Below are 14,191 nucleotides of genomic sequence, written 5' to 3'. Positions count from 1 at the left end.
CCTCGCGGGCGGCGAGGCTGTGGACGCACGAACTGTAACCGGTCACGGTGGGACCCACCGACAGCGCCGGCGCCAACGCCGACCCGGTGCCGGGCGCTCGCGCGACGGCCATAATCTGGGTGCATGAGCCTCACCAGCCTCGACCCGGACATCGCCGCACGGCTGAAGCGCAACCCCGAGGGACTCGTCCCCGCCATCGTGCAACAGCACGACAGCGGCGAGGTCCTGATGCTCGCGTGGATGGACGACGAGGCCCTGCATCGCACCCTGACCACCGGCGCGGCCACGTACTGGTCACGCAGCCGCGGCGAGTACTGGGTCAAGGGGGCCACCTCCGGGAACACCCAACGTGTGGTGTCGGTCGCACTCGACTGCGACGGCGACACCCTGCTGGTCCGCGTCGACCAGCACGGAGCCGCCTGCCACACCGGCGACCACACGTGCTTCGACGCGGGGTCGCTGCTGTGAGTTCCGCCCCCGCCCGAAGCCGACGCGAGTACGGAGCCGCCACCCTGGCCATGGCCGCCGGGGCCGCGCTCCTGCTGGCCGCCGCCGGGCGCCTCTGGGTCACCGGCGAACTGGACGTTCCCGGCCCCGTCGCGCCGTCGCCGATCCACCTCACCGGCGCGGACCTGACCGGAACGCCCACCGGCGTGGGCTGGGCCGGACTGGCCGCGATCGCCGGGCTGTACGCCGCCCGCGGCTGGGTCCGCCGTGTCATCGGCCTGCTCACCGCGGCGGGCGGCGCGCTCGTGCTGACCTCGGTGTGGTCGGCCACACGCTCAGGGGCGCTCGCCGACGCCGTCGCCGCGCACGCCGCCGCTGCCGGCGGCACCGCTCAGGTCGCCACGGAACCGGAACTGGGCGCGCTCGGGCCCGCCATGGCCGCGGCCGGCGCCGTGGCCCTGCTCCTGAGCGGGCTGCTGGCGACCGTGCGCTCCCCCGCCTGGCCGGGGATGGGCACCAGGTACGATCGGGACGCCGCACCGCGACAGCACCAGGCGGAGACACCCTCCGACCTGTGGAGATCACTGGACGCCGGTGACGATCCCACGCTCGACGCCCCCGGGCGCACCGACGGACGTGCCCAGGGCGCGGATGGATCCGCACCCGAGGGTGGCACCGCTACCGCTCCGCTGGCACGACGGCCAGCCGAACCGAAGGAGAACAGCTGATGGCCGACGAACACCACGAAGACCACGGCAACACCCCGTCCGCCTGGTTCCTCACCGTGTCCTGGCTGGTCGTGTGGACCGTTGGCGGCGTGGCCATCATCATGGGCGGCGACTTCCTGCTGTGGACCGGCATCACGCTCGGCGTGAGCGTGGTGTCCGCGGTGATCGCCGGAGTCATGAAGAAGGCCGGCCTGGGCCGCAAGGAGCCGCGTCCGGTGCCGCCCACGCGCGAGGAGTGGGAGGCGGGCCGCGAGTCCGCCGTCACCGCGGGCCAGGCCTGACGATTTCCGGCCGTGTGACGTTTGCCCAGCTCACAACGAGTGGGTAACGGAAAATGGACGAAGGTCGCATGGGGCAGGTAGATTCTCTCCACCGGTCCTGTCCGCCGCGTATGTTTCAGCGGATGGATGTCTCGCCGATCTGGCATCATTCATTACTGCTCGCGGCTCTTGTCCGGGAACCCGACCCTGCCCCATGTTGGGCCGGTGTGCATCCAGCACGCCGCGCGCGAAACCCCTTGTCCCTTTCAGGAAAGTTGTTCCGATCATGAGCTATGGTCCCCCGCCCCCCGGCAACCCCGGCCCGCCCCACGGTGGCGGTTACGGTGGCCCGCCCTCCGGTGGCTACGGTGCCCCCATGGGCGGCGGAACCCCGCCCGACAATGGCCTGACCTGGGCCATCGTCGCCATCTTCTGCTGCTGGCCCTTCGCCATCCCGGCCATCATCAACGCCACCAAGGTGAACGACCTGTGGAACCGGGGCGACCAGGCCGGCGCGCACGAGGCCGTGGCGCAGGCGAAGAAGTTCACGAAGCTCGCCTTCATCCTGGGCAGCATCGCGTACGTGCTGAGCATCGGCTTCTACGTCTTCATCGCGATCATCGCCGCCGCCAGCACCCCGACGTACTACTAAACGCAGGCGGATGCCGGGCGTGTACGCGTCCCCCTCTGCCCCCGTACGCCCTCGGCGTCCGGGGGCAGAACTCTCTCCCACACCGTAGGCTGGTCGACGTGCACCCACCCCACACCCACCAGAGCGAGTCGCAGCCCCCGGAGCGGCCCCCCGCCCCGTCGCGGACCGACCGGCTCCGGCAGCGGATCGCGGCACTGCCCCCCGTCGTGTGGCCCGCCGGACTCGGTGCGCTCGGACTCCTGGGCGCGACCCTCCTGCACTTCGTGGACCCCAACGAGCCCGGCAACTACCCCACGTGCCCCTGGCTGCTCTTCACCGGCACCTACTGCCCCGGGTGCGGCACCATGCGCGCCATCGCGCTCACCACGCACCTGGACATCACCGGCGCCCTCAGCATGAACCCTCTGCTGTTCCTGCTGGCGCCCTACATCCTGTGGGCCTACGTGCGCTGGTTCTCCTGGACGATCCGGCCCCCCAAGGTGCCGCCGAAGCTCACGCCCGGCTGGTTCCTGTGGGGGATGACGATCGTCATCACCGCGCACTGGATCCTGCGCAACCTGCCCTGGTTCTCGTTCCTGGCACCCGGCGTTCCGCTCCTGCCCGGGTGGTGACGAGATCACGGTCGCGCCCGGTTTCTGGCACGCTGAACCGTGACGCCCCCGCGCGCGTCCCAGTGACGGGACGACCATTCTTCAGGAAGGCACGAGCATGAGCTACGGACACCAGGGCCCGACCGGTGGTTACGGCACCGGCGGCTACGGACCGCCCTCCGGCGGCTACGGCCAGGGCCCCGGCTACGGGCAGGTCCCGCCGGCCGGTGGGCCGCCGAAGAACTACATGGTGCACAACATCCTCGGCATCCTCAGCTGCACCGTCATCGGCATCATCGGCCTGGTCTTCTCCCTCCAGGTCAACTCCAAGTGGGAGATGGGCGACTACGTGGGCGCCGAGTCCGCGGCCAAGACCGCCAAGATCCTGGGGATCATCGGCCTGGTCAGCTTCATTCTGATGATCGTCTTCGTCGTGTTCTACGTCCTCGTGATCTTCATCGGTGTGGGCCTCGCGGTCAGCAACGGCTACTGAGCGGGCGGGGCCGACGCCCCCGCGGGCCACGAGGGTGGATACGATGGCCACACACGGTGCGTCGTCGGATCCCGGTCACGCGGCGCGCGGACCCCGCCCACGCGGGGTCCACCACCGTGACCGGCCAATTCACGTAGGGAGCGGTAACTGGTGAGCGTGCTCGACGAGATCCTCGACGGGGTACGCACCGACCTGGCGGAGCGGGAGGCCGAACTCCCGTTGGAGCGCCTCAAGGCCCTGGCCGAGTCGGTGCCCACCCCCAAGGACGCCGAAGCCGCGCTGCGCCGCCCCGGAGTCCACGTGATCGCCGAGGTCAAGCGCGCCAGCCCCTCCAAGGGGCCCCTGGCCTCGATCGGTGACCCGGCCGCGCTCGCCCGCGACTACGAGGCCGGCGGAGCGACCTGGATCAGCGTCCTGACCGAACAGCGGCGCTTCCAGGGCAGCCTCGCCGACCTCGAAGCGGTCCACAAGGCGGTCGACACGCCGCTGCTGCGCAAGGACTTCGTGGTCAGCTCCTACCAGCTGTGGGAGGCCCGCGTCTTCGGAGCCTCCGCGATCCTGCTCATCGTCGCGGCCCTGCCCCAGGAGGCGCTGGTCTCCCTCGTGGAGCGTGCCCGCTCCCTGGGCCTGACCCCGCTCGTGGAGGTCCACGACGAGGACGAGGTCGACCGCGCACTGGACGCCGGTGCCACCGTCGTGGGAGTCAACGCCCGCAACCTCAAGACCCTGGAAGTCGACCGGGAGACCTTCGCCCGGCTCGCCCCCCGCATCCCCGCCGACTGTGTCAAGATCGCAGAATCGGGGATTCGCGGGCCGCACGACCTGCTGGCCTACGCCGGAGCCGGAGCCGGCGCCGTCCTCGTCGGTGAGAGCCTGGTCCGCGGACGGAACCCGCGCGAGGCCGTGGCCGACCTGGTGACCGCGGGCGCCCACCCCGCGCTGCGCGACAGGAACTGAAGGACCGGACCGATGGGAACGACGACGGCGGTGGAGGCACCGGCACACCTGTGCCACCGCCGGCGATGGCTCTAGGGAACCCGCACGTGCGAGCCGCGGGTTCCCGACGCCGCGTCGACCCCAGGGCCCGTCTCGCGTAGACCCCGTCCTGCCGCGACGCTTCAGCAGCACTCCCGCCGCGCACCCACCGGGCCGCGGCGGACAGCATCCACGGCACACGCCACGCCCCAGCCCGACCGCGCCGCCGGAGCCCGGCGGCGCGCGGACGGCCGGACCGCGGACCCTCGCGCACACGCCCGGGACCCACGAGGCCGGCCCCGTCTGTAGGAGACCTTCGCATGAGCAACACCCAGCCGGTGCCGGACGCGCACGGGCACTACGGCCGCTTCGGGGGCCGGTTCGCCCCCGAGGCCCTCATCGCCGCCCTCGACGAGGTCGAGGCCGAGTGGGACAAGGCCCGCCAGGACCCCGCCTACCAGGCCGAACTCGACGACCTGCTGCGCACCTACACCGGGCGCCCCAGCGCTCTCACCGACGCCCGCAACTTCTCCGAGCACTGCGGAGGAGCGCGCGTCCTCCTCAAACGCGAGGACCTCAACCACACCGGCTCGCACAAGATCAACAACGTCCTCGGCCAGGCCCTGCTCACCAAGCGCATGGGCAAGACCCGCGTCATCGCCGAGACCGGGGCCGGACAGCACGGCGTGGCCACCGCCACCGCCTGCGCCCTCATGGGCCTGGACTGCGTGATCTACATGGGCGAGGAGGACACCCGCCGCCAGTCGCTCAACGTCGCCCGCATGCGCATGCTCGGCGCCGAGGTCGTCCCCGTCACCATCGGCAGCCGCACCCTCAAGGACGCCATCAACGAGGCGTTCCGCGACTGGGTCGCCAACGTCGACCACACGCACTACCTCTTCGGCACCGTCGCGGGCCCGCACCCCTTCCCCAAGCTGGTGCGCGACCTGCACTACGTGGTCGGGGCCGAGGCCCGCGACCAGGTCCAGGCCCTCACCGGCCGCCTGCCCGACGCCGTCGCCGCGTGCGTGGGCGGCGGCTCCAACGCCATCGCGATCTTCGCCGCCTTCATCCCCGACGAGAGCGTCGCCCTGTACGGCTTCGAGGCCGGGGGAGAGGGGCCCTCGCGCACCGCCGCCTCCATCACCGCGGGCAGCCCCGGTGTGTTCCACGGCGCCCGCACCTACCTGCTCCAGGACGAGTACGGGCAGACCCTGCCCAGCCACTCGATCTCCGCCGGACTCGACTACCCGGCGGTGGGTCCCGAGCACGCCCACCTCGCCGACACCGGCCGAGCCCACTACGAGCCCATCACCGACGCCGAGGCCATGGAGGCCTTCCGGCTGCTGTGCCGCACCGAGGGCATCATCCCGGCCATCGAGAGCGCCCACGCCCTGGCCGGAGCCCGCAAGCTCGGCGAGCGCCTGGGCCCCGACGCCGTCATCCTCGTGAACCTCTCCGGGCGCGGAGACAAGGACGTCGACACCGCGGCCACCTACTTCGGCCTCGTCGACTCGGACCCGGAAGGACAGGCGCGATGACCACCACCACGCTGCAGACCAAGCTGGCGCAGACGCGGGCGGCCGGCCGCGCCGCCCTCATCGGCTACCTGCCCGCAGGGTTCCCCGACGTGGACTCCTCCGTCAAGGTCGTGGAGGCCATGGTCGAGGGCGGCTGCGACGTCGTCGAGGTCGGCCTGCCCTACTCCGACCCCATGATGGACGGGCCCACCATCCAGCGCGCCGCCGACCGCGCGCTGGAGGCCGGCACCACCACCGACGACGTGTTCCGCGTGGTCGAGGCGACCGCCGCCACCGGCGCCGCCGCGGTCGTGATGTCCTACTGGAACCCGATCGAGCGCTACGGGGTGGGCCGCTTCGCCGACCGTCTGGCCAAGGCGGGCGGGGCCGGGGTGATCACCCCCGACCTCATCCCGGAGGAGTCCGCGGAGTGGGTCGAGGCCTCCGCCGCGGCCGGCCTGGACCGGATCTTCCTCGTCGCGCCCTCCTCCACCGACCGCCGGCTCGCGCTGACCACCGACGCCTGCTCGGGCTTCGTCTACGCGGCCTCCCTCATGGGGGTCACCGGCACCCGAGCGCAGGTCGCCGACACCGCCGAGACCCTCGTCCGGCGCACCCGCGAGGTGACCACGGACTCCGGCCTGCCGATCTGCGTGGGCCTGGGCATCTCCACCGCAGCCCAGGCCGCCGAGGTCGCCGCCTACGCCGACGGCGTCATCGTCGGCGCGGGCTTCTGCCAGCGGGTCCTGGACGCCCCCGACCTGGAGACCGCGCTCACCGCGGTCCGCTCCTTCGCCCAGGAGCTCGCCGCGGGCGTGCGCTCCGGCCGGTAGCCGCACACCCGATCCACACCACGGTGGCCGTCCCCTCGGGGCGGCCACCGTTCGTCGTGTCCGGGCCGGGGCGCCCGCCCGGGACCGGGGCTCGGAGCGGGCGGGCGGGCCCGGGGCTCGGGCAAGAGGGCGGTTAAGAAGGTGAGAATCGCGTGAGATCCCTCCCGCCCGGGTCCGAAACGAGGGCCTCGCGGGCGCAACGGTGGTGGGATGGACACCGCACGCGGCGCGGGCCCGCCGGACGAGTCCCGGGCCCGCAGACCGAGTGCCACCAGGGTGTCATGACGAGTAGTATCTGAGGCACTACCCTGAGCGACTCGACCGGTCACCTCAGCGTCACCCCCGAACCGCCCCACTTCGCGAAGGCCCCACGATGGACACCGCAGACGACACCCCCGCGCCGCCCGCGCCACCCGCGCGCCCCACACGCTGGGCGGCCGTCCAGCCCTGGATCACGCTCGCCTGCCGCCTCGGGCTCGCCGGCGTCCTGTTCTACGCGGCCGTCTCCAAGTACCCGCCCGCCCTGTCGATCCAGGCGGTGGAGGCCTACGACCTCTTCCCGGTCGAGATCGCCGAACTCATCGGCTACACCCTCCCCCTCTTCGAGATCGCCCTGGCCGTCCTCCTCCTGATCGGATTGGCCACCCGCTACGCCGGCGCCATCAGCGCCCTGCTCATGATCGCGTTCATCGCCGGCATCGTCTCGGCCATGGCCCGCGGCCTGACCATCGACTGCGGCTGCTTCGGCGGCGGGGGACAGGTCGAGGCCGGAGAGACCACCTACGGGCTGTCCATCGCCCGCGACATCGGCTTCGCCGCACTGGGCGCCGTCATCGCGATCTGGCCCCGCTCACCCTTCGCCGTCGACCGCGCCCTCGGCTTGTTCCGCTGACGCCCCGACCACGGCGACCGACCGACACCGCACGTCCAGAAACAGAGGAAACCATGGGGAGTGAAGCGCGCAAGCGCTCGCGCGAACGGCTCAAGGAGCAGAGGGCGAAGGAGAAGCGCGCCGCACAGCGCAACAAGACCCTCCTCGTCATCGGCGTCGCCGCCGTCGTCGTGGTGCTGATCGTCGGCGTCGGATACGCCATCCTGACCGCCGACCGGCGCGACAGCGGCTTCGAGGGCGCCCTGGCGCCGCAGGTCCTGCAGGAGGACGGCAGCGTCGTCATGGCCCAGGACGGCGCCGAGGCCCCGGTCGTGGAGGTCTACGCCGACTACCAGTGCCCCGCCTGCCGCCAGTTCGAGCTGGTCAACGGGGACACCCTCAAGCGGACCGCCGCCGAGGGCGAGGCCATCGTCCACTTCCGCCCGGTCAGCATCTTCGCGCAGCAGTCGGCCCCCATCAGCACCAACTCCCTGCGGGGCGGAGCCGCCGCCCGCGCCGCCGCCGACGCCGGACTGTTCGTCGAGTACAACGACCTGCTCTTCGAGAACCAGCCCGCCGAGGGCCAGGAGGGCTTCTCCGTCGCCGAACTCCAGGAGTGGTTCGTCGAGGCGGGCGGCACCGGGGAGCAGGCCGAGGAGTTCGACGCCCGTGTCGAGGAGGAGGCCGAGGTCGTCGACGAGTTCGTCGAGGACTACCTGCCCGCCCTGACCGAGAGCGCCATGGAGGAGATCGGCGAGGACACCCTGGGCACCATGGTCCTGGCCGACCTCATCTCCTGGGGCGCCGACCACGGGCACGACCCCTCGTTCCTGGAGGGCACCTACACGGGCGGGATCATCGATGCCACGGGAACGATCTACACTCGCTACAGCGGAGACAACATGTTCCGCGGCACACCTGCCGTCTACATCAATGGCGAGCTGCTCTCCAATGACACCGCCATGACGGTCAGGGGCCTTGACCAGGCGATCGCCGACGCGGACGCCGGCGAGGTCCAGACCGAGCCGATGGGCGACGGGGGTGAAGCGGACACACCCCAGTAGCCACCCCCGCACGCGGGGCGAACCCGAGAGCAGAGCAGTGACTGTGTCGTCGACAGCTACCGAGGGCGCGGCCGAGTACGGCCGTGCCCTCGCGGCCATTCCCAGCCCCGAGATCAACGCGATCCCCCTGGGGCCCTTCCAGATCCACTTCTACGCTCTGTGCATCCTCGCCGGGGTCATCGTGGCGGTGTTCTGGAGCGAACGCCGCTGGACCCGGATGGGCGGTGAGAGCGGCACCATCATGGACATGGCCGTGTGGGCCGTGATCCTCGGACTGATCGGTGCCCGCCTCTACCACGTCATCAGTGACGCCCAGCTCTACTTCGGGCCCGGCCGCGAACCCATTCGCGCCCTCTACGTGTGGGAGGGCGGCCTGGGCATCTGGGGCGCCATCCCGCTGGGCGCCGTGGGCGTGTGGTACGCCGCGAAGAAGCGCGGGCTGTCGCTGTCCAAGCTCTCCTTCGCGATCGCGCCCACCATCCCCCTGGCCCAGGGCATCGGCCGCTGGGGCAACTACTTCAACCAGGAGCTCTTCGGCGCCCCCACCGACCTGCCCTGGGCCCTGCGCATCAACCCCTACCCCGAGGGCGGCCTGCGCCAGGGCATGATCCCCGGTGAGACCCTCTACCACCCCACGTTCCTCTACGAGTTCCTGTGGTGCCTGGGCCTGACCGCCCTGCTGGTCTACCTCGGCCGCCGCTACGAGGACCGGCTCGCCGGCGGGCGGCTGTTCGCCGTCTACGTCATGGGCTACTGCGCGGGCCGGTTCTGGATCGAGTACCTGCGGATCGACCCGGCCAACGACTTCTTCGGCCTGCGCCTGAACAACTGGACCTCCATCGTGGTCTTCCTCGGCGCCCTCGCCTACTTCGTGTGGGCCGGCCGCCGACTGGACCGGTTCTCCTCCGCGGTCGTCCCGCACGGGCACGACGCCGGAACCCAGGTGTTCGGCGCCACACCCGAGAGTGATGTCGCCGACGACAGCACCGTCTACAGTGCCGTGGACACCGAGGATTCCGAGATCGGAACGCGCAACGGCAGCTCAGAGGGGGCGGGAACGGAATACCACCCGAGCCCTGAGCGATCTAGTACCGAGAGCTCGTCAGAGAACGAGTCCGAGGACACGGGCACCGACTCCGGGACCAAGCCCGAGTAGCGCAGAGGAATCACCTGGACCTGCGGCCGTGTCCGGCCACACCCAGCGGTGCTCCCCGCACCTTCGAGCAGACCACGGGTTGACGATTGAGAAAGACCGTGAGCAGAGCCGAGTCCCGGTCCGGGCGCAGAGGTCGGCGCGGCGGCACACGCCGCGCCGGCCAGGCCTATGACCGCCCCGACGACCTCGGGCCCGACACGGGCACCGACGGCTACGACCCCGAGGAGGACTTCTCCGCGGAGTACGGGCACACCACCGACCGCGCAGGTGAGTACCAGCGCGATGACACCTATGACGCGGGCCCCGGCGACGAGGCCCACGAGGACGGTCCCGGCGACGAACCCCGCCGTGCGGGCTCGCGGCGCGCCTCCCGGCGGCGCCGCGGCCGATCGGACGCAGGGCGCGGCGGCGTGGGCAAGGTCTCGGCCTTCTCCGCCTCCGCGATCAAGAAGGTCTCCGTCCTGGGCGACCGGCCCAACCAGATCGTGTACACACTGGCCGAGCAGAGCAAGCGCAAGCGCGGCACCGCCGCCCTGGGCGTGCTCCTGGGCGCCTTCGGCATCGCGCTGGTCGCGCTGCTCGGACTGCTGGTCTTCCAGTTGACGACCACCTCCGACGGTGTCGTCGAGGGCGGCGACCAGGCCGTGGTGATCCCGCCCGACGGGCACGGCACCCTCACCCCGGAGCTGTACCTGTCCGAGGAGAACCGGGACGACGTCTTCGGCGCCATCGACCAGCGCCCCGAGGGGCGTGAACCGATGACCGAGGAGGCCGTGTTCGGCCCGGTCCAGGAGATCGAGCTGGACGGGATGTCCCTCGAACTCCAGGACAGCTCGGTGACCGACTCCTGCACCTCCATGGTGTGGGGCGAGGACCTCGGCCAGAGCCTGGTCGACGCCAACTGCGTCAACGGCGCCACCGGCGTCTACACCGACTCCGACGGGGAGTACGTCGCCCAGGTCTCGCTGTTCGACCTGGCCAACAGCGACGGGGCCACGGACGTGTCCGCCGCACTGGACCCGACCAACCCCGAGCACGGCGCCGGGTTCGTGCTCTCGCAGACCGGTGACGTGGAGGGCCTGGAGGACGGCTACAGCCAGGCCAACAGCCAGGTCATGGGTCACTACCTGGCCGTGTTCTGGGTCGCCCGCACCGACGGGTCCGACCCCGGGGACGACTCCGACATGGCGACGCTGAGCGTGGCGTCCATGAACGCCGTGCGCTACGTCTACGACGAGGTCGTGGAGGTCGGGCGGGCCCAAGAGTAACCCGACCCCGCTCTTCCCCGTTCCTCACGCTCCTGCGCCACCCGCCGCCCGCCACCGCCCATCAGGGGGGTGGCGGGCGGCGGGCTGTTCGGGCGCCTCGGGGGCCCCGATAGGATCTCGGACAGATCGACCCGCCCGCCAGGGTCGTGCGGAGGCCGGGCCAGACCCGTCTCCCGCCCGAGCGAACACGGGCCGCACCGCCACGACGCGGCCGGCCCGACCGAGGAAAGGTCCATGGTGTCCCCTTCCGAACCGCCGGCGTCCGGCTCCGTGGGACGTCGCAGGAGAAGCAGCGAGCCCGACGACGCGTCGGCCGGCCGGTCGAACCGGGCCGCGGCCCACGCGACGGCCTCCGCCGAGGGCGAGGGCCCGTCCCCGCGATCGGGAGGTCGCCGCCGGGCCGGAGGCCGCCGCAAGCAGGAGGCGCGGCGCGGCCGGCCCCTGCTGTTCGCCCTCGTGGGCGTGCTGGTCGTCGCGCTGATCGGCGTCGGAGTCGTGTTCTACCTGCGCTCCGGTTCCGAGGAGGGCGGATCCTCGCCCGTCCAGGCGCGCCCCGCCGCCTACCAGGTCGTCGACAGCGGCAACATGAACACCATCCTGGCCTCCCGCGAGGACGACGCACGGGTGCTCAACCAGGGCGAGCTGTTCGACCGCCAGAACGCCGAGATCTCCAGCCAGGACCTGGAGTTCACGCTGCGCGACTCCGACCTGACCGAGGACTGCGACCAGGCGGTGTGGGGCCAGGACGTCCGCGACGCCCTGGCCGAGGCCGACTGCGTCCAGGCCGGCCGCGCCACCTACGTCTCCGACACCTACTTCGGTGTGGCCACCGTGTTCAACCTCGCCGACGTCGAGGCCAGCCGTGCCGTCGCCGCCGCGATGGCCGAACCCGAGGACACCGCCGGCGCCGAGGACGAGGACGCGACCCCGAAGGGCTTCGTCGTACCGCCCTCGGGCGAGGAGCCCTTCAACCGGCTCGGTGAGGGCTACAGCGCCGCCGACGCCATCATCAGCGGCCACTACCTCGTCATCGTGTGGGTGCAGCCGACCGGCTCGGAGTCGGTCGAGGACCGGGTCAGCCTGTCCAGTCCGCTGGTCGCGCTCGCCAACTTCCGCGATCCGCTCTACCGGCGCATGGTGGAGCTGCGCGGGGACGAGTCCGCCGAGGGCACCGACGGGACCACCGAAGGCACCACGGACGGCACGACCGACGGGACGGGGACCACGGAGGGCACGACCGAGGGCGCCGTCCCCGACGGCACCACGGACGGCACCGGCACCACGGACGGCACCGTTCCCGACGCCGGAGGCACCGGCACCGAGTAGCACCGCCGCACGACTCCGGCCGCCGCCCCGCACGGGACGGCGGCCGGAGTCGTGCAGGGCCCACGCGAAACACGCCCTAGGCGTCCTCGAGCCCCGCCACCAGGTCCTCGACCACTCCGCGCAGCTGCGCGAACCGGTGCTCGGGCAGGTCCAGCAGCGAGTGCCCCGCCAGCCATCCCGGCGCCGACGCCACCGCGTGCCGTGCCGTGCGCTTGTTGACCGGCCGCTCCGACCCCGCCGACACCTCGACCAGGCCGCCGCGCAGCGTGGACGTGAGCGTCCCGTGAGTCCGCGCCTGCACGTACAGGAGGAGCCGGTCGACCACCGACCCGGTGCCGCCCTCCGGAGCCCGCAGCAGCCGGATCGCGGTCAGGTCCGACCGGCCGAACCGGCGCAGGAACCGCACCCCGAAGCGCGGCTCCACCATCGCGCGCAGCGTCCGCTGGCCCGCCTCGTCACGCACGCACGCGGCCGAGGACGGCACCAGCACGTACACCGTGTCGGTGGTGGCGGCCAGCGCCGCGCGCGCCGCCAGCCGCTCCCAACCGCCGGTGAGGTTGACCACGGCGTACCCCGACGCGGGAGCGGGGGAGTCCATCCAGGTCGAGAGCCGGACCCGTCCGCCCTTCGTCACCTCGGCGGGCCACTCGCCGACCAGCGTCGGTTCCACCGGTTCGGCGGCAGCGCCCTGGTCCCGCACCGCCTGGGCGATCACGCCCAGCGCGGCCTCGGCGTCCAGGCCGCCCCTGGCCTCCTTGGCGTTGACGCCCTGGCTGTAGACCCGGGCGACCTCGTCCGTGCCGGCGGGCGGCGTACGCGAGAGCGGGCGCAGCACGTACAGGTCCGAGGCGGCGCCGATCGACTCGGCCGCCAGGTACCGGTTGAAGTCCGGCCACACCGACTCCATCAGCAGGTCCATGCGCATCATCCGGGCCTGCGTGGCCGCGGCCAGGCGGGGCGTGGCCTCGCTCGCGCCGTAGGCCACCAGGACCCGCCCCTTGCGGAGGTCGGCCATGCCCTCCAGGCCGCGCCGCACGAACAGCTCCACCCCGTCGGGGGTGTAGGGCGGATCGGTGAACACCAGGTCGGCGGTGCCGCGGACCGTCGAGGGCAGCCCCAGCCGCAGGTCGGCGGCGTGCGTGCGCACCGACAATCCCAGCGAGGCCGCCAGCGCGTCGATATGGGCGAGCACGCGCTCGTCCACGTCCACGACCTCCGTGCGGGTGCTGGGGGAGACCAGGGCCAGCGCCACCGAGGTCAGGTCGTGGTCGCCCACGCACAGCACAGTGCGGTCCCGCAGGTCGAAGCGGGTGGTCAGGAACAGCGCGCGGCGCAGCGCCGTCTCGGCGGTCGCGGTGACGTGGTCCAGGTCCAGGTCCGACTCGGGTCCCTCGGCGACCGCGCGCGCCAGCTCGGCCGCGGCGCGGGCGTGCCGCGGCAGCAGGTGGGCCACCGGGTCGGCCAGCTCGTCGGGGGCGGCGCCGCGGTAGTCCGCGGGCCGGGCCAGCCGGACGCGCCGTCGGCCCTCATCGGCCTCGGCGACCAGCTCGCCGGCCTCGTCCAGCCCGCGCAGCAGCCCCGCCACGACCGAGTGGGCGACACCGCTGGCGCGCACGAGGTCGTTGGCGCTCCACCAGCGCCCGTCGCACAGGAGCGCCAGCACCCGGCGCGGGCGCGGGGCGTCCACGCCGTGGGCGTACAGCAGCCGGTAGGCCGCCTCGGGCAGCGGCGGCGCCGGCGCGCCCGGTCCGAGGTCGTCGAGGCGCGCGGTACCGGGGTCGTCCGCGCCGGGGGAAGTCGGGTGTCCTGCCATGCGACGATCGTCCCACGTTCGTGCCGCCGCGCCGGCGCCCTGGTCAGAGGGCCGGCCAGTGATGAGGGAGATATCACCCCCACGCAGTCTTCCTCCCCACTTGGGCGCGGCGTTAACAGCGGGGTAATGTGGGATCGCGGTACACGCCGTTCGCGTGGCCAGGCTGAGATCACCGTCCCCGGTCGGTGTTTTTAT

At 72.2% G+C, this 14,191-nt stretch carries 15 protein-coding genes; 14 read left to right on the top strand and 1 reads right to left on the bottom strand.

Going from position 1 to position 14,191, the window contains the following annotated elements:
* Positions 1 to 123: 123 nt before the first annotated feature.
* From hisI to DFP74_RS27390, 14 genes are all read left to right on the top strand, one after another.
* Positions 124 to 468: a phosphoribosyl-AMP cyclohydrolase gene (gene hisI / locus DFP74_RS27455; protein WP_121186095.1), complete on the top strand. Its 345-nt coding sequence runs from the start codon at positions 124 to 126 to the stop codon at positions 466 to 468.
* 50 nt (positions 469 to 518) lie between these two features.
* On the top strand, positions 519 to 1,175 hold the full coding sequence (locus DFP74_RS27450; protein WP_121186093.1) for a Trp biosynthesis-associated membrane protein: 657 nt from the start codon (positions 519 to 521) through the stop codon (positions 1,173 to 1,175).
* Positions 1,175 to 1,456, top strand: a complete 282-nt coding sequence (locus DFP74_RS27445) for an HGxxPAAW family protein (RefSeq protein ID WP_121186091.1) — start codon at positions 1,175 to 1,177, stop codon at positions 1,454 to 1,456. Before DFP74_RS27450 ends, DFP74_RS27445 begins: the two co-directional genes overlap by 1 nt.
* A 355-nt stretch (positions 1,457 to 1,811) precedes the next feature.
* The gene (locus DFP74_RS27440) at positions 1,812 to 2,087 is read left to right on the top strand and encodes a CD225/dispanin family protein (RefSeq protein ID WP_233571187.1); all 276 of its coding nucleotides are present in this window, start codon (positions 1,812 to 1,814) and stop codon (positions 2,085 to 2,087) included.
* Between the two features lie 98 nt (positions 2,088 to 2,185).
* Positions 2,186 to 2,698 carry a DUF2752 domain-containing protein gene (locus DFP74_RS27435; RefSeq protein WP_233571186.1) on the top strand — a complete coding sequence of 171 codons (513 nt, stop codon included), beginning with the start codon at positions 2,186 to 2,188 and terminating at the stop codon, positions 2,696 to 2,698.
* A gap of 97 nt (positions 2,699 to 2,795) precedes the next feature.
* Entirely contained in the window at positions 2,796 to 3,170 is a 375-nt protein-coding gene (locus tag DFP74_RS27430; protein WP_121186087.1) for a CD225/dispanin family protein, read from the top strand.
* 150 nt (positions 3,171 to 3,320) lie between these two features.
* Entirely contained in the window at positions 3,321 to 4,127 is an 807-nt protein-coding gene (gene trpC / locus DFP74_RS27425; RefSeq protein ID WP_121186085.1) for an indole-3-glycerol phosphate synthase TrpC, read from the top strand.
* Positions 4,128 to 4,465: 338 nt separating this feature from the next.
* Entirely contained in the window at positions 4,466 to 5,686 is a 1,221-nt protein-coding gene (gene trpB / locus DFP74_RS27420) for a tryptophan synthase subunit beta (protein ID WP_121186083.1), read from the top strand.
* Positions 5,683 to 6,498, top strand: a complete 816-nt coding sequence (gene trpA / locus DFP74_RS27415) for a tryptophan synthase subunit alpha (RefSeq protein ID WP_121186081.1) — start codon at positions 5,683 to 5,685, stop codon at positions 6,496 to 6,498. The genes trpB and trpA overlap by 4 nt, the downstream gene beginning before the upstream one ends.
* A gap of 373 nt (positions 6,499 to 6,871) precedes the next feature.
* Positions 6,872 to 7,390 carry a MauE/DoxX family redox-associated membrane protein gene (locus DFP74_RS27410; protein ID WP_121186079.1) on the top strand — a complete coding sequence of 173 codons (519 nt, stop codon included), beginning with the start codon at positions 6,872 to 6,874 and terminating at the stop codon, positions 7,388 to 7,390.
* Between the two features lie 53 nt (positions 7,391 to 7,443).
* Positions 7,444 to 8,433: a DsbA family protein gene (locus DFP74_RS27405; protein WP_121186077.1), complete on the top strand. Its 990-nt coding sequence runs from the start codon at positions 7,444 to 7,446 to the stop codon at positions 8,431 to 8,433.
* A gap of 43 nt (positions 8,434 to 8,476) precedes the next feature.
* Positions 8,477 to 9,589: a prolipoprotein diacylglyceryl transferase gene (gene lgt / locus DFP74_RS27400; protein WP_121186075.1), complete on the top strand. Its 1,113-nt coding sequence runs from the start codon at positions 8,477 to 8,479 to the stop codon at positions 9,587 to 9,589.
* A gap of 98 nt (positions 9,590 to 9,687) precedes the next feature.
* Positions 9,688 to 10,857: a hypothetical protein gene (locus tag DFP74_RS27395; protein WP_121186073.1), complete on the top strand. Its 1,170-nt coding sequence runs from the start codon at positions 9,688 to 9,690 to the stop codon at positions 10,855 to 10,857.
* 237 nt (positions 10,858 to 11,094) lie between these two features.
* Entirely contained in the window at positions 11,095 to 12,183 is a 1,089-nt protein-coding gene (locus DFP74_RS27390; protein WP_121188565.1) for a hypothetical protein, read from the top strand.
* Positions 12,184 to 12,259: 76 nt separating this feature from the next.
* Here the strand turns inward: DFP74_RS27390 and DFP74_RS27385 are convergent, their stop codons facing one another.
* Entirely contained in the window at positions 12,260 to 13,996 is a 1,737-nt protein-coding gene (locus DFP74_RS27385) for a bis-aminopropyl spermidine synthase family protein (protein WP_121186071.1), read from the bottom strand.
* Positions 13,997 to 14,191 lie beyond the last annotated feature (195 nt).

It is taken from the genome of Nocardiopsis sp. Huas11 (assembly GCF_003634495.1).
Lineage (GTDB): Bacteria > Actinomycetota > Actinomycetes > Streptosporangiales > Streptosporangiaceae > Nocardiopsis.
The sequence above is the reverse complement of the archived record's forward strand: the minus strand, read 5'-3'. Positions and strand labels throughout refer to the sequence as shown.

Excerpts from the sequence above, each read along its gene's own strand:
- hisI (WP_121186095.1), top strand. The coding sequence starts at position 124 with ATGAGCCTCACCAGCCTCGACCCGGACATCGCCGCACGGCTGAAGCGC.
- DFP74_RS27450 (WP_121186093.1), top strand. The coding sequence starts at position 519 with ATGGCCGCCGGGGCCGCGCTCCTGCTGGCCGCCGCCGGGCGCCTCTGG.
- DFP74_RS27445 (WP_121186091.1), top strand. The coding sequence starts at position 1,175 with ATGGCCGACGAACACCACGAAGACCACGGCAACACCCCGTCCGCCTGG.
- DFP74_RS27440 (WP_233571187.1), top strand. The coding sequence starts at position 1,812 with ATGGGCGGCGGAACCCCGCCCGACAATGGCCTGACCTGGGCCATCGTC.
- DFP74_RS27430 (WP_121186087.1), top strand. The coding sequence starts at position 2,796 with ATGAGCTACGGACACCAGGGCCCGACCGGTGGTTACGGCACCGGCGGC.
- trpB (WP_121186083.1), top strand. The coding sequence starts at position 4,466 with ATGAGCAACACCCAGCCGGTGCCGGACGCGCACGGGCACTACGGCCGC.
- trpA (WP_121186081.1), top strand. The coding sequence starts at position 5,683 with ATGACCACCACCACGCTGCAGACCAAGCTGGCGCAGACGCGGGCGGCC.
- DFP74_RS27410 (WP_121186079.1), top strand. The coding sequence starts at position 6,872 with ATGGACACCGCAGACGACACCCCCGCGCCGCCCGCGCCACCCGCGCGC.
- DFP74_RS27405 (WP_121186077.1), top strand. The coding sequence starts at position 7,444 with ATGGGGAGTGAAGCGCGCAAGCGCTCGCGCGAACGGCTCAAGGAGCAG.
- DFP74_RS27385 (WP_121186071.1), bottom strand. The coding sequence starts at position 13,996 with ATGGCAGGACACCCGACTTCCCCCGGCGCGGACGACCCCGGTACCGCG.